The following is an 18611-nucleotide window of genomic DNA, read 5'->3' on the forward strand; positions in this document are numbered from 1 at the left end:
CTCTCCATCCCAGCACGCTCCACTCCAACCGCGCGCCCTCATCGGAACGCCGGTTGGCTGCGTGTCACTCCATCCCGATCGCCGCATGACGATCGGTCGACGGGGCACTCTCGCGAACCACACCTCAGTTGTCAAGGTGCTCGCCTCACGGCGCTCGGGTCTTTCGTCGAACCCATCGTCATAGTATAGCGATGGGCGTGCCACGTTGTCAAGACCCGCTTCTCCAAGCCGCGTCATTCCCACGCGGCGAAGGTACATATTACTCGTCTCACCCTTCCCTGTCAAGGGCTACAGCGGGCGTCACTTCGCTCGCGTCTCTGCTTCGTCGAGCAGCCCCGCCTACCCAGCGCCTCAGGCCGAAAAGAGAGCTCCGGGCACGGGATCACCTACCGACCGCGACTGCCGCGGAATACCCCTCTCTCCGCAGAGAACAACACGATGACGGTTCCGCCACCACGCCGTCCACTCGCGACTTCTCCGCAAACGCGTCACCCGCACCTCGAGACGTGCCCAAACACGCCCACCTTTTGTGTCCCCAGCGACTACAGATAGCCGAAGCGTCACCGCGCTCGGCGCGCCATCCCCGATAAGACACGGAGTGTCAGCTTCTCGCTGATACCCCAACTTGCACACCCTCCGCACGTGTCAGCGTCCCTCGGAACAAGAACGCTGTCTGCCGATTCGCTGCCTCCATATCGAAGGGATGTAATGCCGACGTCGCATCCACAGGAATGATCACGTGATACCACCGGAGCGCCGCACTCGCCGCCGTATAGTGCACGCAGATCGAGGCGACCGTACCGCAGATGATCAAGTGTTCAATCCGCCGTAGCCGGAGCTCGTGGTCAAGCGGTGTACCATAGAAAGCGTCGTACCGCCGCTTCTGGAGGACAAGTTCACCGTCCTGGGGCGCAAGCTCGTCGACGAACTGCCAGCCCCATGTCCCCGCCAGGCAGTGCTCACCCCAGATCGGAAACTCGGGATCCCCTGGATAGTGGGTATCTTGGGTGAACACCGTGAACATTCGGTGCTCACGCGCCAGCGCGAGGAGATGCTGAATCTTGGGGATCGTGGCTGGAGCATCGGGGACAAACAGTTTCCCCTCCGGTTTCACGAAATCGTTCTGCATGTCAACGACAATCAACGCAGTTGTCACCGGGTCGATGAGAACTTCGGGCACAAGCTCATAGGCCGGGACTTCCACCGTGCGGCTCATGTGTCACCCTCCCTGTCTCGATCACACTGGCATTCCTCAGTCTCCGAGGCTCGGATCGTAATCTGCACTCCACTCGTGGAGCGTGCCAGACGGTCCCTCCCAGTACAGATTCCCAGCTTCATCCTGCCAGGTCGGCTCCGGATTCTCGCCGCTCAGCATTTGGCTCCACTCCTCGGCCATCCACGTGTTGAATGCGTCGTGGTCACTGTCGTAGGGGACTCCACCCCCGACATCTGGCAGATCCGACCAAAGATCGCTCGCCGAACCATCCCATGTCGCTCCTGCATAGGGATCTTGGAAATCTGCCAGCGGAACATCAGTCTCAAGATCACTCCAGTTCCAGGCCGCGGGCACACCAAAATCGTTCTTGCCCTGCCAGTACTCCTCCGTCCACACCTCGGGCACCGGACCACCTTCCAACGGTCCTGGCGAGGCAAAAAGTTCGCTTGTCACCTCCGGCAACACCGCTGAAATGTCTTGCACATAAAGCGCAAGCGCCCCATACGGTGCCACAAAACTCATGACGTACCCATTCCAACCATCAGTGACGATCCAGAGCACTCCTTCGTACGGCTGCCCCTGCTGCACCGCCGCGTACGCCAGTTGCACCGCCGGCCAACCATCCAAGGCGACCCAGCGGACGTCATAGGCCACGAGCGCCTCGTTCTGCTGCTGAAGCCTGAGATAGATGATCCCTGCATACTGCAACGGGTTCATCGGTTGCGGCAGCGGCTCTTGGAACCAAAACAAACCCGGTTGGAACGGCACTTCTTCGTTCGTATCTACAACAAGTGCCGATTGCCCCTGGGCTGTTTGCACCGTTCGCCAGTTGCTTGCCTGGATTCGAGTCGGCGTTGGAGTCGATGAGACGGAACGCCCAAGATACCAGAGACCTGCGGCTGCAAGAACACCCAGACATGTGCAGACGACAGCAAGCACAGCCCCAGCACTGAGAAACAGCCAACCGCGGCGCGACACCGCTACCCTCCCTTCCGGCTCTTCCTCCCTCAAGACGTGGGCGGTCAGCCAGCAGTATACTCTCGAGAAATCGCGGAGGTGACCATCGTGACAACCAAAAGTGACACTTCCGTGAAGGTCATCGAGGTCGGACCGCGCGACGGCCTGCAGAACGAACCACTCCCCGTCCCCACCGAGGTGAAGGTCGCCTTTATCGATGCACTGAGCGAGGCCGGTTTTCCTATCATCGAGTGCACGAGTTTTGTGTCGCCGGCTGCTGTCCCTCAACTCGCCGATGCTGAAGAGGTCATGCGTCGCATTCGCCGTCGCGCCGGAACACGCTATCTAGTCCTCGTCCCAAATGAGCGCGGACTCGAGCGCGCACTCGCCGTCGGCTGTGACGCGGTGGCACTCTTTGCCGCCGCAACGGAAGCGTTCTCGCAGGCCAACCTGCGGGCCTCAATCGCTGACACGCTCGCCCGGTACGCCACGGTTACGGTCCGCGCCCAGGCTGCTGGCTGCTGGGTGCGCGGATACGTCTCTGTTGCCTTCCACTGTCCGTATAGTGGCCCCGTCGCGCCTGAGCAAGCGATCACTGTGGCGCTTCGGCTCCTGGAGTTCGGCTGTGATGAACTCGCGATCGCCGATACCATCGGCCGAGCGACACCCGACGACGTTGCGCGCCTACTGGAAAAACTCCTCCGGGAAGTCCCCGCAGAGCGTGTGGCGGTGCACCTTCACGATACCACTGGGAAAGCCCTGGACAACGTGGCGGTCGCGCTCTCCGCTGGCATCCGCGCCGTTGATGCCGCTCTCGGCGGCCTCGGTGGTTGCCCCTTCGCCCCCGGCGCGCCCGGCAACTTAGCAACAGAAGCGTTGCTCGACTTCCTCGACACCTTGGGTTACGCTCATGGCATCGACCGACGAGCACTGCGAGACGCCTGGTTGACACTCCAGCAGGGCGCCCCAGAACTGGTCCAGCGCGGAGCAGCGCGAGCCAGCGCACGGTCGGTCGACCCAACTGTCGCGGAAGAACTACGGGAGGGCGGTGCGTGATGTCAAACTTTCCGCCATCAGTCGAGCGACAACTGCGGGATGAACCAGTCATCTGGCTTGCGACGGTACGGCAGGATGGTCAGCCCCAGGTTGTCCCGGTTTGGTTTCTCTGGGAGGGCCAGCATGTGCTGATCTACTCACTGCCACGGAGCCAGAAGGTTCGCAACATCCAGAGCAACCCACGCGTTTCTCTTCACTTTACCAGTGACCGGTGGGCGAGCCATGTGACGCGCTTCGATGGCTCGGCCGAGCTTGTGCCCGATCCTCCACCAGTGACCGCTGTTCCCGCATACCTCGCAAAGTACAGCGAGGCAATCACCCGACTGGGAATGACCGCACCCCAGTTCGCAGCTGAGTACAGTGCGCTGATCCGTGTCCGTCTAGAGCATTTGGTGCACTGGTAAGTATCTCAGTAGGGCCAAACGACAGGTTGTCCCGTCGCCGACTCTGCTCCCAATTGCTTGGCTGGGCAGTGTTCACTGGTGCTCCTGACCGGAGAAGCCCACGGGCATCGCTGGCGAGTCTTCCTGTGTGCGTGATCTCTCAAAGAGGGCGCTCGTCGGTCGTTTCGCTTGGCACGACGAAGAGGGGGACGCGCGTGGCAGTCACAAGTCGCTCTGTCACACTGCCCAGAAGCCAGCGGGTCATCCCGCCTCGCCCGCGTGTCGTCAGCACCACGAGGTCCGGCCGCTCGCGTTCCACCGCAGCGACGAGTTCCCTTTTCGGCTCCCCGCTCAACATTTGGATTCGTACGTCGAGATGGCCTGGCACCCGAGTCCGCACGTCCTCGAGATAGGCAAGCGCTTCCTGTTCCAGCTGGCGTACCATTTCTTGCGCCGCTGCTGCGATCGGTCGCCCACGCCATTCCAGCAGCACTTCGCGATAGGTCTCCGCAACTCGGACAAGGGTCATACGAGCCTGCGCACGCTCCGCGAGTGCGCACGCGTACGGTAACGCCCGTTCAGCACGCTCCGAACCGTCAAGTGGTACCAGCACGTGTTCTAAGCGCTCGAGTGGAGCACCACCCACACGGACCACCAGCACTGGACAAGGCGCCGTCCGAAGCACGCGATCGGCAATGCTCCCCAGCACTGCGCGGCCAAGTCCACCTCGACCATGACTTGCGACGACAAGCACGGGTGCTGGCCAGCGCGTTGCCTCCGCGACGAGTTCCTCTTCCGCTCGCCCCAGACGCACAACGGCACGCGCCGGTAGACCGAGTTGCTCAAGCACCGCCAGTTGCTCGGCAAGAAACTCTTCAGCTGCGACGTCAAGACGTGACTCTTCAGGGGAGAGCCAAACCACCTCACCCCGCATCGGGTCGTAGAAGGGGCGCATCGTCTCAAGCACGCGGACAACGACCACTGGTGCGAGAAAGAGCCGTGCGAGGAGCGCCGAGGCAGGTAACACCGCGTCCGCCGCCGTCGAGCCGTCATGAGCTGCAAGAACCGTTTCGATCATCTACGTTCCTCATTCCATCCTCACTCCGAAGAATAGGAGGTCCGCCGTCCAAAGGCAAAGGAGACGCTTCCCAACGAGCGCACATGGTCGTATGCTGGCAGTGGATCGCGTCTTTCACGGGGAAGGAGGGGAACCATGGTCCAGCAGCGGCGGATTGAAATCGATCCTCTGCGGCCACTTGCGACGCAACCTGGTAAGGGCCATAACCGCTGGCACGAGGCGATTCCACCTGCACTGGAAGTCGAACCGGGCGAACCGGTCGCACTAGAGACCTGGGACGCTTTCGACGCACAACTGTCGCCCCGCTCAACCATTCACGATGTCGCCAAAGCTGACCTGGGGCGCGTACACCCGCTCACCGGCCCGGTGTACGTCAAAGGCGCGCAACCAGGCGACCTCCTTGAAGTCAAGATCCTCGACATCGAAGCTGATCCATGGCGGCACTGGGGCTACACTGTACAGGTCCCTGGATTCGGTTTTCTCCGCGATCAGTTTCCGCAGCCTTATATCATCCACTGGCACCTTTACCCAAACTATGCTGAATCACCTCAGCTGCCGGGTGTGCGCATCCCTCGCTGCCCGCACCCAGGGACAATCGGCGTCGCACCGTCACGCGAACTCCGTGAGGAAGCAACGCGACGGGAGGCGGAACTCGCCGCGCGCGGTGGTTTCGCGCTTCCACCTGATCCGCAGGGGGCCGTTCCCTCAAGCGAGCCGATCGCGTCGGAGGGGCTTCGCACGATCCCACCGCGAGAGAATGCGGGGAATGTCGATATCAAGCAGCTGACTCCTGGGGCGAGTCTCTTCATTCCCGTTTGGGTTGAAGGCGCCCTCTTCTCGGTCGGTGATGTTCATTTTGCTCAAGGCGATGGCGAAGTCTGTGGTACCGCGATTGAAATGTGCTCGGTTGTCCACGTAGAGTTCCGCATTCACAAAGGAGAAGCACGCCGACGCGGTATCCGGACACTCCAGTTCCTGCGCGATGGCTACTTCACGGCACCAGAGATGGCGGCACCACGCCGCTTCTACGCAACAACCGGTATCTGTGTCCGCAATGGTCGTAATGAATCGGAAGATCTGACGCTCGCTGCACGCGACGCCTTGTTCCGGATGATCGAATATCTCCAGCGTCGCGGGTTCACCGCACAGCAGGCCTATGCGCTCTGCAGCGTCGCCGTGGACCTGCGCGTCTCGGAGACGGTCGATGTGCCCAACGTCATGGTGACGGCCCTCTTGCCGCTCGATATCTTTGTAGGGTAACCCATCGAGCGGTGCCTCACCTGCACCAGAGCGGAGGATGCAGCGCGGGGAGCCCCCCCGCGCTGCACACGGCCCGTGCCCCACCGGCGCCATAAGAATAGGTGGTGCAGTGGGGACTCAACTCACGAGACGCGCCGTCACGACGATTTCCCCAACACCGCCGAGTGCCTTTCCGACCGGGCACCACGTCTTGGTCTGCTCCGCGATCTCGCGAAACTTGGCCTCGTCGATGCCGGGGACTCTGCCCTCAGTCTCCAGCTCGATGCGGTCGATGGCAAACCCGCCCTCGACCTGCTGGATCCGCACCCGTGCGGTGGTTCGGATGTGCTCAGGGGTGTAACCGTGCTGCCCGAGGAGTGCCGAGAGCGCCATGCTGTAGCACCCGGCATACGCGGCCCCGATCAACTCCTCCGGGTTCGTTCCCGACTCGTCACCGAAGCGGGTTCCGACAGAGAAGGGAACCGAGAAGGCACCGCTTCCGACAGCCATTGTCCCCTTGCCGGTCTGCAGCGCCCCTTCCCACGTCGCCGTCGCCGTCCGCACCGGCATTGTCTTCCCCCTTTCAGTCGGCAGATTTCCAAACGCGAGCGGAGTATAACCTGCTCGCCGGCACTCCGCAACGTCACCGGAACAGGTCGCGCTCTGGGGGCATGACGAGCTCTCGAGCAGTGCCATCGCCCGGTTCATAGGCAAAGCCACGGATGATCGCCGCCGGACATCCCTCGGTCTTGCCCATCACCAGCTCCGCTGCCGCGGCAAGTTCGTCAGCAACCGCGATGACGGTGACCCGGAGCTCGTTGCCATGTGGGTCGCGCAGTCCCCGGTAGTCGCGCAGCGGCCGCAGACCGGCTACCCCAATAGCCACGTTCACGATCCCGTTCCGCCAGGCTCGACCGAAGGTGTCGGAGATGATGACCGCCGGTTCCCATCCCGTGAGCTCACACAGCTCACGCCGGATGGTAGCCGCCGACCGGTCCGGATCCAGGGGGAGGAGTGCGGCGTAGCCGGGGGTGACGTTCGAAAGATCGACGCCGGCATTCGCACAGACGAAGCCGTGACGCGTCTCGGCGATGATGAGACCGCGATCCATCCGCACGATCCGTACACTTTCGCGGAGCACGAGTTCGACCTGACGCGGATCACGCTCCCACCGTGCCGCGTACTCAATGGCCAGTGGTGAAGGCTCGACGTCAGCTAACCGGACAAGGCGACCCTCTGCCTTGGAGACGACCTTCTGGGTGACAACGAGAACATCGCCAGGTTCGCCAGCAAGGCTGCTCGCCGCCATTCCAGCCAGCACCAGCTCGGCAACGGAGTCCCCCGGACGGGCCTCCGGGATGCCTTGGATCGGGATGATGCGCAGTTCACCCGACCCCATCGCCTCAGTCCTGAGGGAAGCCGTGAGCGAGCACCCGCTCGATGTGAAGGAGCAGCGTGACCCGCCGCTGCGACCGGAATTGGGGAATCCACGACTCGGCTTCTCGCTCACCCACATACCGAACGGCCAGGCGCGCTATATCCGCCTGAGATCGTTCCGCATCGTCCACCAGCGTAACCCGACCGATGAGCGTCACATAACGATAGCCGTCCGCGACACAGAGGGAGGCACGTGGGTCACGAGCCAGGTCAGCAAGCTTGGCTCGCCCCTCCGCGGTATTCATCAGGATCGTCTCCTCGTCCACGAGCGCATACCACATCACCGACTGACGCGGGGTACCGTCTGGTGCAATCGTCGCCAGGATGCCAAAGCGCGGGGCGGTGAGAAACTCACGGAGTGTGGAACCGAGTTTGGACATCGCGCGCTCGTCCTTCCGCGTCGGACCATGCTCGCCAGCTCCGGAGGATGACACGATGGGGCCGTCAACGGCAACCCTGATCGGTGCTCATCAAAGGAGCGTCCATCACTGCGGAACGACGGGCGTTCTAACGGTACTGCCTGCTCACTCCTGACGTAGGCAGGAGGAACCCTCACGCAGTTCCACCTCGGCCGCAGCGGTTGGACGCTCGGGCGACCCGATTGTGGTCCAGTAACACTTGCACGCGACCACACGCTCAGCCATCATCCTGAGCGAAGGAGGACGCGTGGCGGATCACCTCCACCCCACCATCATCACACTCGACGGACTTCCCCTCTTCGTTCTGGCAGCCGGCGAGAACCGCCTGCCAGTGGTGATCTTGCACGGCTTCGCCTCGAGCGCCATCGCGTGGCAGCCGGTCATCCGGGCACTCGCCGCCGACCGCCTGGTCGTCGCCTACGATCGGCCAGGCTTCGGGCTCACGCGTGTCCCCATCGACCGCTGGCATGGCCTGGATCCGTATGCACCCTCAACGCAGGTGCCTATCGCGCTGGCGCTACTCGATCACCTCGGTATCGAGCGTTGCGTCGTGCTCGGCCACTCGATGGGTGGTCGGTTCGCCGCTGCACTCGCCCAGGCAGTGCCCGAGCGAGTGGCTGGGCTGGTTCTCGTGGCACCGGCGTGGGAGAGCCCGAGTGCACCCCGTCTTGCCCCGCTCGTCCGCAGCCCTGTCAGCTCCGCGCTTGGCCGTAGACTCCTCCGGCTAATCAGTCCACTTGCCCTCCGACTGGCTCAGCGAGCGATCTGGGCTGGTCCTCCCCCGGCAGGAGGCATCGATCAGAGCTCTGTGGCAGCGAGCCTGGTCGGATGGGATACAGCACTCTGGCGACTGACCGCAGCGACCCTCGCAGAAGCGCACGCGACGCCACCAGAAGCGCTGGTAGTCCCAACGCTCGTCATGCTGGGTGCGCGCGATCGCATCGTCCCCCCGTCACTGACACTTCAGCTAGTGGAACGGTGGCGCTTGCGGGGCTGCTCGGCGCGGGTGGAACACTTTGAGCGGAGCGGCCATCTCCCACACATTGAAGAATTCGAGCGGTTCATCGCGGTCCTCCGGACCTTCCTTGCGGAGGTGGAAGATGAGACGACTCCACATCGGTGAGCAGGCGCCGGAGTGGGAGGGAACGACTACGGCCGGCCAACGCATCGGTCGTGAGACGCTGCGAGGCCAGCCGGTCGTGATCGTACTCATGCGCGGGCTCCGTTGACCGTACTGCCGGCGGCATCTGGCGCAGTTGCGCCAGGACTATTCCAAGTTTCGGCAGCAGGGTGTCGAGATTGTGGCAATCGCCCCCGATGGTCCGCGCGCCCTCGTCCGCTACTGGGAGCAAGAGGGAATCCCGTTTCCGGGCGTCCCGGATCCGGAGCACCGGATCGCGGAGCGCTTCGGACAGGAAGTCAAGTTGACTCGCCTCGGGCGGCTACCGGCGGTCATCGTCGTCGACGCCGAGAGTATCGTCCGCGCCGCCTGGTACGGCGAGTCAATGCGCGACATTCCGGGAAACGATGAGCTGCTCGTGGCACTGTGTTCACTAGCCCAATAAGGGTTGGAGCTGACGCCCTACACGAGCACGATCGTGGACACCCCAGGCTGCTCATCGCACTTGCTCGGATACGCTGCGACGGCACGCGAGTGCTCTCCGAAGCGAGGTGCGCACGGGCCTGTGGGCTCCAGCAACCACGCTTGCGTTTCACAACCCCGGCCGCACGAGTGACCTGCCCCCACCGATCTCGGTGCCGAGGGGTGCTTCCTCCGCGCCTCCTCAAAAGGCCAAGTGCACTCCGCACCGGACATCTGCTCCGGAGGGTGACACAGCAGCGACTGCTCCAGACACTCAAACGCAGAGCACCTCTCCCGTTCCCAATAGTGAAATGCCGAGATTGACAAGTTCCACTGAGAGCACAACGCTGCATAATACGTGTGCTTCATGCCTAAATCAGGTTTCGGGACTAGTTGCCAGAGAGGAGTGCGGCTCAGCCCGTACGTATGGGGAGCGTAAAGAGTGGCCAAGGGCAGGAGGCAACGGACGATTCCCGGTACCGGCACGAGGCACAGAAGCTTGGCAGCTCTCCGACATTGGCCAGGTTGTTGGGAGGTAGCGGATGCGACGTCTTCGAAGTGCGTTGCCTGAAGGAAGCCCACGTTGGGCGGCACGCCTCGCCCATTGGCGCGTACTGGGTCTGGAGCCAGATGCGCTCGAGAAGCCGAAGATTGCCGTCGTGAACTCGTCAGCAGAACTCGCCGTGTGCTACAGCCACCTCGACACCGTCGCGCAGCGGGTCAAAGCGGCGATCCGCCGCGCCGGGGGTATTCCGTTTGAGATCCGCACGGTGGCTCCCAGTGATTTCATCACGAGCGTTGGCGCCGCTGGGGGATACATCCTTTCGGCCCGCGACCTCATCGCCTTCGACATCGAGGTGATGGTCGAGGGTGCGATGCTCGATGGGATGATCTGCCTCTCCTCGTGCGACAAAACGCTCCCCGGTCACCTGATCGCCGCAGCGCGACTGGACATCCCAACGCTGATCCTCCCCTGCGGTTACCAGCCCCACGGTCACTGTGCCGGTGAGCCCGTCGATGTCGAAGACATCTTCATCCGCGCATCACAGTACCTGATTGCCCCCGATCCAGACTTGCTTTCCTGGATCCGCGCTTGCGCGCCGTGCTCAATTGCAGGGCCTGGCGTCTGCTCCGGCCTGGGTACAGCCAACACGATGCACATGCTCGCCGAGGCCTTGGGAATGGCACTCTTTGGCACAACCCCGGTTCGTGCGCTCAGCCCCAAATTCTGGGAGACGGTCGAGCGTGCCGGATCACGTATCGTGGAGCTGGTGATGCACGATGTCCGACCGAGCCGCATACTGAGCCCGTCCGCTTTCCGCAACGCGATTGCAGTGCTTCTGGCGATCGGAGGATCCCTCAACGCAGTTAAACACTTGCAAGCTATCGCCACGGCGGGGAACATCGACATCGATGTGTTCGCAGAACTACAGGCGCTCTACGAGCGGGTACCGCTGCTCACCGAAGTGCGTCCGAACGGAACGACCTCGATTGAGGACCTCGAACGGGCCGGTGGCACCGCTGCAGTCCTCCGCGAACTCAGCCCGCTCCTCGACCTCCGCTGCGACACTATCGACGGCCGCTCCCTCGGGGAACTCGTGGGAAGCATGGAGTCGATCGATCCGCACGTTATCGGCTCACTGGCGTACCCGAAGCGTCCACGTAGCACCCTCATGCCGGTCGAGGGTTCGCTCGCTCCCCGTGGGGCGCTCGTCCGCTCGACCGCGTGGGTACAGGAGCGGCGTGACCGACGCTTCATCGGTCAGGCCATGCTATTCGACGATCAAAGCAGCGTTCTCGCCGCTCTAAAGGCACAACGCATTCCGCCGGGTACAGCAATCATCCTCCGCGGCCTCGGACCCCGCGGTCAGGCCGGCATGGGCATGGCGGGAACAGCGGCGCTGGCTCTGGCGAGTTCCCCCCTCGTTGAGAGCTGCATCCTCATCACCGACGGTCAGATCTCGGGGCTGATCAATCGCGGCCTCGTCGTGGCGGAGGTCACCCCTGAGGCCGTCAGCGAAGCGTCACCGCTCGGTCGACTGCGCGATGGAGACCGCATCGCGGTCGATCTCGAACAGCGGCGGGTCGATGTCCTCGTTGACGACACAATCTTGTGGCAACGCGAGCCATTTCAACAGAACGAGCCACCACCACGCGGATGGCTAGCGGTGTACGCGACGCTCGTGCGTGACGTCCGGGACGGGGCACTCGTCGATGGAAGGCGAGAGAGGAGGGAGTCATAGCTGCACGTTCGGTGGATCGCAATCCTGGTACCACCCTGCTGAAGGAGGATCGACCATGGCGATCTTGAGCCGTTGGCCACGAGCAATCTTCTACGACTCTAAGACGACGCTGTTCGACTGGGCGTGGAGCTGGCGGACCGCTGCTCGGCAGTACATTGATCAATACGGCCTCTCGCTGTCCGTTGACGACTTCGTGGAACAATGGGTCAAGTCCTTTGAGGGCTTTCAGCGAACCGCGGCATTCGGCAAGTACACGCCGATCACGCATGTCTCCATCAAGAACGCGCTAGCGATGACCTATCGCCTGCTCGGCATCGACGGCGACGCGGAGCGGGATATGGAGGTCTTCAAGGCTTTGCAATACGATGTCCCACTCTTTCCTGACACAGAGGAAGCGCTTACCGCCCAACAGGCACTCGGGGTCAAGATCATCATCTACTCTGACGTGGAAAGCGAGTATCTCGAGACGTACGTCCGCAAGTTCCAGCGATTTCGGCCGGACTTTGTCGGCACGACGGAACAGGCCGGTGTACACAAGCCGAACCCCCGCACCTACCGCTGGGTCTTGCACCAGATGAATCTCGAACCCCGCGACGTGATCTATTGCGCTGCGCCCGAGTTCGATATCCAAGGCGCCATGGCGACCGGAATGATCGCAGCAAAACTGTTCCGAAAGGAGGGACGGTTGTCAAAGGTGACCCATGCGCCCAGCGATCTTCTGCCCGATTTCGAGATCGAAAGCTTGTACGATCTCACAACGCTCATCGAGCTCAATCGCTACCCAGAGCGGTATCACCGAACCGATTAGGGAGATCCCGCATCATGCGTGATCTTTGGCGAGCCTGTTTCAAACGACTTGGAGGACACCTTGAGGGTCCGCGTGCCAAAGCTCGAACTGCGGCTCGGATCGTCGCTCCGTCAGTCGCAACGCCTGTGACGCTGTCCCGGATATGGATGTGCTGCTATCTGCAGAGACACTGAGCGAGCATCGTTCGTAGGACACGAGGGATGATGTGCGCCTGTACTTGCCCCCGTTACGATCCGCATGCGCGTTGCGCTGAACAACGCCCAGTGTGGGATGGGCGGATGCGACCTTGTACGCAAAAAGCGTCGGGCGATCTCCAACTTCGTAGCCAACGACCCGCCCAAAATGATGCTGAAACCTATCAGAACGCGGCGTGATCGCGGGCAGTACGGTGTTCCCAATGCGTTCCTTGAGAGTGATCTCCGTGCTGGTTCTGCTCAGCACGGTTAGTCTGAGGAAGGAGCGGACATGACGAACACCTCACATTTCGCGGTGATTCGGCGCGATATGCCGGACCGTCCGACCCTCCAAGCCGACGTCTGTGTCGTCGGGGCCGGGATGAGCGGTGTCACCTGCGCGACGCTGTTGGGTCGCCACGGTCGCACAGTAGTACTGGTCGACGCCTGCCCCTGGGTGGGCGGTCAAGCTGTGGGGGTCCCGATTGGGACGATCGGTGGGCTCTTTTCCTGCGGGCCGGATTCCTACCTCCTTACGACGATCTTTGCCACCGAATTGCTCGAGGAACTCGACCAACGCGACGCCGTCTTTTACCAGCGCTCGCGACGCGCGAGGACGGTCAATGTCGTCTACGACGACGTGGAGCTGATGCGCATTTTCGAGCGAAAACTCCGCCATGCAGGGGTGAGGATGATTCTCGGCGGCGTACTCGCCGCGGTAGAGCGCGAGGGACGCTTGATCCGTAAGGTCCGTCTTGAGACCCGGTTCGGTCCCTGCGACGTCGAGGCACGCGCCTTCGTCGATACGTCCGGTGACGCCGCCCTCACCTGGCTAGCCGGACTTTCCTGTCGGACGGCCATATTCCCAATCTTTGGAACGCAGATCGTCATCGTAGAGGGAGTCAATTACGACCATGTCCGTGAGCCTCATGAGGTGCAGTGGGAGGCTGAACGCCTTCTCAACGAGCGGGGACGGGACTACGGCCTCACCCGCGAGAAGGGGGTCATCTTTCCTCTGCCGAGCCGCAAGATGGCGGTGTTGAACGTGACGCATCTTGCCACCCCGCTGGATCCGGTTGCGTTCTGGGAGGCAGCGGCACCGGCTCGCGACGAGGGAGAGCAGGCCTTTCAACTCCTCGCGAAGGAGTATCCCGCAGCCTTCGGGCAAGCGCGCATCCGGAGTATGGGGCACCCTGGCATTCGGCAAACGCGCTCCATCGTCGGACGGTACATGCTCACGGCCGAAGACGTGGTAGCGGGGACACGTTTCGAGGACGCAGTCGCCCGCGTCGCCTGGCCGATTGAACTGCACGACACGGCATCCGGCTACCGGTGGGAGCCGTTTCCTGACGGTCATGTCCACTATGTCCCGCTGCGTTCGCTCATCCACAATGAAGCGGACAACCTGATCGCAGCAGGTCGTTGCGTCGATGCGGATCCCTACGCGTTATCCAGTATCCGCGTGATGGGGCCCTGCATCGCCATGGGTGCCGCAGCAGCAGAGGCCGTGGACCTTTTCCTCAATGGAATTCCATCCCTGCACGAGGTTCCCCCAACAGCCGTTCAGGAACGCGTGCGCCCTAACCTCGAAGGACAGATGGAGTGGCCCACTGAAGTCGCCACTCGGCCACGCGCGAGCGAGCTCGCGTGACGAAGCGACGGTGATGCACGTCTGGCCGTTGGACGGAATCGGAAATGGCCGCCGCTGAGCAGCGCCCTAGGAGCCTTCAGGACCTTCTCGACCAAACGCCCAAGTTCGTGGACTCCCTTTTCGCGAATCCGAAGGGGGTGCTCCGCGCGATCTTCCGCAGCTTCCCACCTGACCAATTACCGCCAGAATACACGAATTGGCGGGATGAGCAGCGAGCCCGCCGCCAGTCAGTCGCACTCCTCGACCAATCGTTCCATATGACACATTTGTGGCTCCGTGGACCGGATGCCCGAGCGTTAGCAGAATTTCTCGGGGTCAACACGTTCCGTCATTTCGGGCCTGGTCGAGCGAAGAACCTCGTTGCCTGTACGCCAGACGGGTATGTCATCGGCGATAATGTGCTCTATGGTCTCACCGACGAAGAACTGCTCTTCGTCGCTGGTGAGCCGGTTCTCAACTGGATCGAATACCATGCGCGAGCGGGAGGGTTTCAAGTCAACCTCGACCGTGACCCCTTGTGGACACTGAATTCGACCGGTCGTCGCTCCGTCTATCGCTTTCAGTTGGAAGGCCCTCGGGCACCGGAGTTCCTCGCATCACTTTGCATACATCCGTTCCCGGAACTCGGCCTCTTTCGCCACGCAGAAGTTCTCCTCGCAGGCTACCGGGTCCGCATTCTGCGACATAGTATGGCGGGTGTTCCGGGGCTCGAACTTTCAGGGCCGTGGGACGAGCGTGAGGGGGTGCGTAGTGCAATTGTCGAGGCTGGCCGGAAATTCGGCCTTCGCCTCGTCGGCTCCTTCTCCTACCTTTCGAACGGTGGGCTCGAGTCCGGTTGGATCCCACGCCCGCTCCCAGCGATCTACACGAGTTCAGCACTACGCCCGTATCGTGAGTGGCTTCCAGCGACCAGTTTTGAGGCAACGAGTGCGTTAGGTGGAAGCTTCTCATCGCCAACTCTCGAGGACTACTATCTTACCCCCTTCGAACTCGGATTAGGACATCTCGTGAAATTCGATCACGACTTTGTTGGCCGCCAAGCATTAGAAGCACAGGCCGCATCGCACTAAGGTCACTTTGGTTTGGAACCCGGACGATGCACTGCGAATTCTCCGCTCCTGGTGCGAGAACGGGCCAACAGGCAAATACCTCGATCTTCCTTGGCTACACTACGCGACGTGGCAATACGACGAGGTGCTCGACCTTCGCGGGAGCCGTATCGGCTTGGCTCTTTATGCTGGTTATAGCGCGAATGAACGAGCGATCCTGGCACTTGCGATTGTCGACGAGTCCTTCAGCCGCCCCGGAACCGAGGTCGTCCTCTCATGGGGGGACAGCGCTCCAGGGACGCCGCGCAACGCATGGATCGAGCAACATGACGTTCTACCGGTTCGGGCAACAGTCCATCCCGCCCCAATAAGTCAGGCAACTCGCAAGTACCGCACTCGTCTGCCAGGATCTTAAGAACGGTCGGTTCCTTTAGAGCTGCACTCCAGTAAGAGGCTCTCAGGCCATCCTTGAACTGGAGGCTACCTGTGTACGCAGCCACTGGCTCGAGATGATCGGGGTCACCGGCCTAGCGTGTGAGGATGCGCCTCCTCTCGGCTGCTGGTAGTGCCACCACTCCCCAGCACCTTTGATCCGGCAATCTACTATGGGCGTCGTGGCCCACTCGCAACCAGCCGACCTACGCTTGGCGAGCGCTGTTCCGACGACGTTCGCAACGCGGTACAACAGCAGGGCTTCGCTGCGGTCTCGTCGACACCAACACTGTCTTCGAAAATTCCACTGCTGCCGCGCCAGACAGACATGTACAAACGTCATGCGAGGGGCAGTAACGCCCGGGGTAAATGGATGCAGCTACGGTTTCAAGGACCTCGCACAACGACTGGAGTCACAGCTGGAGCTGCATTTGACTTCTCTTGGTCTCGCGACCCTTCCCCTGGTAGGCCGGGTGGGACTCGAACCCACAGCCCGCGGATTAAAAGTCCGCTGCTCTGCCAGTTGAGCTACCAGCCCCTACGTCTCCGGCAGACTGCCCGCCGGACTCATCCTAAGTGTAGCCGATCTCGGCCCCTGTGTGCATCCCTTCTCTCATCTCCGCGAGCACCGCACGCCAAGAGTTCTGCTGCTCTCGCCGCTCCTGTCGCTCACTTCACGACGTTGGAACTTAGACTAAAGAGCTCGCACGATGCCCGCCCGACGAGCACCTCTCGCACTTACTCAGCTGGCAGTCCGGCGCACGGATCCGTCACAGTCGCCGAACAGGGCAGGTCTTGCATCTGCTGTGGTCGACGCCGTAGAGCGCTACCCACATCACGCACTGCTTGTCGCCGCTACGGCGACACAACCGCTCCGCTTCGGGTAGTCTTGAGAAAGCCAAGGAAGGAGCCAGTGATGATGCCGCTCAATGAAACCCAGGCCCGCGCTCTCGCACTAGAGGCTCTCGATCAGCTCGGTGGACCACGCACCGTCTATCGATCACCCCGTCACCCATTTTCGCCAGCGGGTACCCGCACACTCCGGATCGGTGCATACGATATCCGCATCCGATACGGCGAAATCAGCTCACCAGCCGTGGTTGAACTGGCTGGATACGTCTTTGAGATCCGTGACGACGACCTTATCCTTTTATTCGCGCCCCCACAGCCATGAACCACCACCTGACGCGATTGCCGCTACGTCTTGCTCTTGGTGGGGGTCTCGCGACTCTCGTTGGGCTGCTCGCCTATCGATACCGTGCCCTCGACGGCGGCGGTGCACTAGCCGCAGCTGGGACCGGAACACTCGTCTTCGCCGCTGGTGGTCTGTCCTGGTCGGCTTCGATGTTCGGTTTTTTCATCGCCGCCAGCACGCTCACTCGTCTCGGTGGGACACGCAAGCGCTCCCTCGCCGCCCTCCGTCGCGAGGCGAGTCGACCACGGACCGCGACGCAAGTCTTGGCCAACGGCGGGGTTGCCGCCACACTTGCCGCGCTCCAAATCCTTCACCCCGGTGACCGCGACTACACGCTGCCCTATCTCGCTGCTCTCGCGGCCGCTTCCGCCGATACGTGGGCAACTGAGCTTGGTGTGCTGAGTCCCAGCCCACCACGCTCGCTTCGTACCGGACGTCCCGTCCCACCAGGTACCTCCGGTGCCATCTCCCCTCTCGGATCCCTTGCCATGGTCGCTGGTGCCTTCTTCGTCGCCCTCCTCGCCCCGCGCAGACTCCCACGCTGGCCAGTGGTCACGGCCGGGAGTCTCGGGGCCATCCTCGATAGCCTCCTTGGGGCAATGCTCCAAGCTCGCTACCACTGCCCGCACTGCCAATGCATCCTGGAAAATCCACAGCATGACTGCACCGGCCGTGTCCGACGTGTCAGTGGACTGCCTGGTATGACCAACGACCTCGTCAACGCGCTTGCGACGTTCGCCGCCGCACTCCTTGCGCTTTTGCTCACTCCAGGTCAAGAGAGGAGCCGCCGGAGCGCCTCCACTGGCTCGTAGCGCTTTCCGAGGAAGATCGGGGTGTCCAGCTGCGTATACTTCCGTACCTCGGCTGCCCGAAGACGCTGCACCATCGTGATTAACGTCCCAACGTCATCGTCCTCGAGAGCCACGATGAACTCCTGATCCTGAACACCAAAGGAATTGACCGTGTTGGTCAGCACACTCGGAAACTCGTCACCGAGCCGCCCATGCTCGGCCATAAGACGCCGTCGCTCCTCAAACGGCAAGAGATACCACTCTGGCGTCTTCACGAAGGGATAGACGCTGAGATACCGCTTCGGCGGTACTCCACGGAGAAACGCCGGGCCATGGGTCGGATCATACTGCGAGGATCCTGCCATACCGAAGTAGGCATAGCGGAGCTGCAGCGCTCGGCCAACCGCTGTTCGCCGCAGCGCAAGGGCGAGCTCCTGGACATCGGCTGGATCGTGCCCTAGGACCCACAAAATGAGATCGACATCCGGGCGGAAGCCCACCGAGAGATATGCTCCGCGGAGCTGCGTCCCCTCACTGCGTTCAAAGAACTGCACATAGTCGGCGATCGCCGACTCCACATCGCTCGGGACACGCTCGCGGTCCAGCGCGGCCAGCCAGAAGACGGTATAGCGTGGCGTCTTGCCCATCTTGTCGCTCCTCGCTCCGTCCCATTCCACGCAACGCGACTCCGCCACCTCGGGCAGATTCTGCCAAATCTCCCGAAATTGGTCGAGCCTCGAATTGATTCAGCGGACACGCTGTGCCCTTCGCCTCACAGGAGAGACGGAGACGGCCACCCCCCACCGTGGCGGGCAAGCGACCTCCAGAGGCCGCATGAAGCCAGCCGTCGCCCTGCAGACCATGCCGCCCCTTGTGTCGCCCTGCCAGGAGCGCAAGTGTCA

20 protein-coding genes, 1 tRNA gene and 1 pseudogene are annotated in these 18611 nt (G+C 62.2%); 13 read left to right on the forward strand and 9 right to left on the reverse strand.

Annotation, left to right across the window (positions count from 1 at the left end):
• The 3 genes from NET03_RS09655 to NET03_RS09665 all read right to left on the reverse strand — a co-directional run.
• On the reverse strand, nucleotides 1-258 hold a 258-nt coding region (locus NET03_RS09655), incomplete at its 3' end, for a hypothetical protein (protein ID WP_252128709.1).
• 343 nt (nucleotides 259-601) lie between these two features.
• A complete protein-coding gene (locus NET03_RS09660) occupies nucleotides 602-1216 on the reverse strand; it encodes a cysteine hydrolase family protein (protein WP_252128710.1) in 615 nt (204 codons plus the stop codon).
• 36 nt (nucleotides 1217-1252) lie between these two features.
• Nucleotides 1253-2194: a hypothetical protein gene (locus NET03_RS09665; protein ID WP_252128711.1), complete on the reverse strand. Its 942-nt coding sequence runs from the start codon at nucleotides 2192-2194 to the stop codon at nucleotides 1253-1255.
• 87 nt (nucleotides 2195-2281) lie between these two features.
• On the opposite strand from NET03_RS09665, the gene NET03_RS09670 reads away from it, so the two are divergent.
• Both NET03_RS09670 and NET03_RS09675 read left to right on the forward strand, forming a co-directional pair.
• On the forward strand, nucleotides 2282-3229 hold the full coding sequence (locus NET03_RS09670) for a hydroxymethylglutaryl-CoA lyase (RefSeq protein WP_252128712.1): 948 nt from the start codon (nucleotides 2282-2284) through the stop codon (nucleotides 3227-3229).
• Nucleotides 3229-3633, forward strand: coding sequence for a TIGR03667 family PPOX class F420-dependent oxidoreductase (locus NET03_RS09675; protein WP_252128890.1), 405 nt, complete (start codon nucleotides 3229-3231; stop codon nucleotides 3631-3633). The genes NET03_RS09670 and NET03_RS09675 overlap by 1 nt, the downstream gene beginning before the upstream one ends.
• Nucleotides 3634-3772: 139 nt before the next feature.
• On the opposite strand, the gene NET03_RS09680 is transcribed toward NET03_RS09675, so the two are convergent.
• Nucleotides 3773-4690 (reverse strand): universal stress protein, encoded by a 918-nt coding sequence (locus tag NET03_RS09680; protein ID WP_252128713.1) that lies wholly within the window; start codon nucleotides 4688-4690, stop codon nucleotides 3773-3775.
• 135 nt (nucleotides 4691-4825) lie between these two features.
• Here NET03_RS09680 and NET03_RS09685 point away from each other — a divergent pair, with 135 nt between their 5' ends.
• On the forward strand, nucleotides 4826-5950 hold the full coding sequence (locus NET03_RS09685) for an acetamidase/formamidase family protein (protein ID WP_252128714.1): 1125 nt from the start codon (nucleotides 4826-4828) through the stop codon (nucleotides 5948-5950).
• Nucleotides 5951-6067: 117 nt separating this feature from the next.
• Here NET03_RS09685 and NET03_RS09690 read toward each other — a convergent pair whose 3' ends face one another.
• The 3 genes from NET03_RS09690 to NET03_RS09700 form a co-directional block, all read right to left on the reverse strand.
• A complete protein-coding gene (locus tag NET03_RS09690; RefSeq protein WP_252128715.1) occupies nucleotides 6068-6499 on the reverse strand; it encodes an OsmC family protein in 432 nt (143 codons plus the stop codon).
• A 73-nt stretch (nucleotides 6500-6572) separates the two neighbouring features.
• Nucleotides 6573-7328 carry a coenzyme F420-0:L-glutamate ligase gene (gene cofE / locus NET03_RS09695; RefSeq protein WP_252128716.1) on the reverse strand — a complete coding sequence of 252 codons (756 nt, stop codon included), beginning with the start codon at nucleotides 7326-7328 and terminating at the stop codon, nucleotides 6573-6575.
• Between the two features lie 4 nt (nucleotides 7329-7332).
• A complete protein-coding gene (locus NET03_RS09700) occupies nucleotides 7333-7746 on the reverse strand; it encodes a PPOX class F420-dependent oxidoreductase (RefSeq protein ID WP_252128717.1) in 414 nt (137 codons plus the stop codon).
• 286 nt (nucleotides 7747-8032) lie between these two features.
• On the opposite strand from NET03_RS09700, the gene NET03_RS09705 reads away from it, so the two are divergent.
• The 8 genes and pseudogenes from NET03_RS09705 to NET03_RS09740 all read left to right on the forward strand — a co-directional run bounded on the left by NET03_RS09705 (nucleotide 8033) and on the right by NET03_RS09740 (nucleotide 15706).
• On the forward strand, nucleotides 8033-8908 hold the full coding sequence (locus NET03_RS09705; protein ID WP_252128718.1) for an alpha/beta fold hydrolase: 876 nt from the start codon (nucleotides 8033-8035) through the stop codon (nucleotides 8906-8908).
• Entirely contained in the window at nucleotides 8886-9014 is a 129-nt protein-coding gene (locus NET03_RS09710) for a peroxiredoxin family protein (protein ID WP_252128719.1), read from the forward strand. The genes NET03_RS09705 and NET03_RS09710 overlap by 23 nt, the downstream gene beginning before the upstream one ends.
• A 12-nt stretch (nucleotides 9015-9026) precedes the next feature.
• Nucleotides 9027-9350, forward strand: a pseudogene (locus NET03_RS09715) (peroxiredoxin family protein); the annotation flags it as partial.
• Nucleotides 9351-9909: 559 nt separating this feature from the next.
• On the forward strand, nucleotides 9910-11610 hold the full coding sequence (locus NET03_RS09720; RefSeq protein WP_252128721.1) for a dihydroxy-acid dehydratase domain-containing protein: 1701 nt from the start codon (nucleotides 9910-9912) through the stop codon (nucleotides 11608-11610).
• A gap of 55 nt (nucleotides 11611-11665) precedes the next feature.
• Nucleotides 11666-12418, forward strand: coding sequence for an HAD family hydrolase (locus NET03_RS09725; protein ID WP_252128722.1), 753 nt, complete (start codon nucleotides 11666-11668; stop codon nucleotides 12416-12418).
• A gap of 465 nt (nucleotides 12419-12883) precedes the next feature.
• A complete protein-coding gene (locus NET03_RS09730; protein WP_252128723.1) occupies nucleotides 12884-14242 on the forward strand; it encodes an FAD-dependent oxidoreductase in 1359 nt (452 codons plus the stop codon).
• 137 nt (nucleotides 14243-14379) lie between these two features.
• Entirely contained in the window at nucleotides 14380-15312 is a 933-nt protein-coding gene (locus NET03_RS09735) for a hypothetical protein (protein ID WP_252128724.1), read from the forward strand.
• A gap of 7 nt (nucleotides 15313-15319) precedes the next feature.
• Nucleotides 15320-15706 (forward strand): hypothetical protein, encoded by a 387-nt coding sequence (locus NET03_RS09740; protein ID WP_252128725.1) that lies wholly within the window; start codon nucleotides 15320-15322, stop codon nucleotides 15704-15706.
• 479 nt (nucleotides 15707-16185) lie between these two features.
• Here NET03_RS09740 and NET03_RS09745 read toward each other — a convergent pair.
• Nucleotides 16186-16261 (reverse strand) — tRNA-Lys (locus NET03_RS09745).
• Between the two features lie 378 nt (nucleotides 16262-16639).
• On the opposite strand from NET03_RS09745, the gene NET03_RS09750 reads away from it, so the two are divergent.
• Both NET03_RS09750 and NET03_RS09755 read left to right on the forward strand, forming a co-directional pair.
• A complete protein-coding gene (locus NET03_RS09750) occupies nucleotides 16640-16897 on the forward strand; it encodes a protein-L-isoaspartate o-methyltransferase 1 (RefSeq protein WP_252128726.1) in 258 nt (85 codons plus the stop codon).
• Entirely contained in the window at nucleotides 16894-17730 is an 837-nt protein-coding gene (locus NET03_RS09755; RefSeq protein ID WP_252128727.1) for a DUF92 domain-containing protein, read from the forward strand. Before NET03_RS09750 ends, NET03_RS09755 begins: the two co-directional genes overlap by 4 nt.
• Here NET03_RS09755 and NET03_RS09760 read toward each other — a convergent pair.
• A complete protein-coding gene (locus NET03_RS09760) occupies nucleotides 17691-18356 on the reverse strand; it encodes a chlorite dismutase family protein (protein WP_252128728.1) in 666 nt (221 codons plus the stop codon). The genes NET03_RS09755 and NET03_RS09760 overlap by 40 nt on opposite strands.
• Between the last annotated feature and the right edge of the window lie 255 nt (nucleotides 18357-18611).

Origin of the sequence: Thermomicrobium sp. CFH 73360 (genome assembly GCF_023806465.1) — a bacterium.
In the GTDB taxonomy this organism is placed as follows: domain Bacteria; phylum Chloroflexota; class Chloroflexia; order Thermomicrobiales; family Thermomicrobiaceae; genus Thermomicrobium.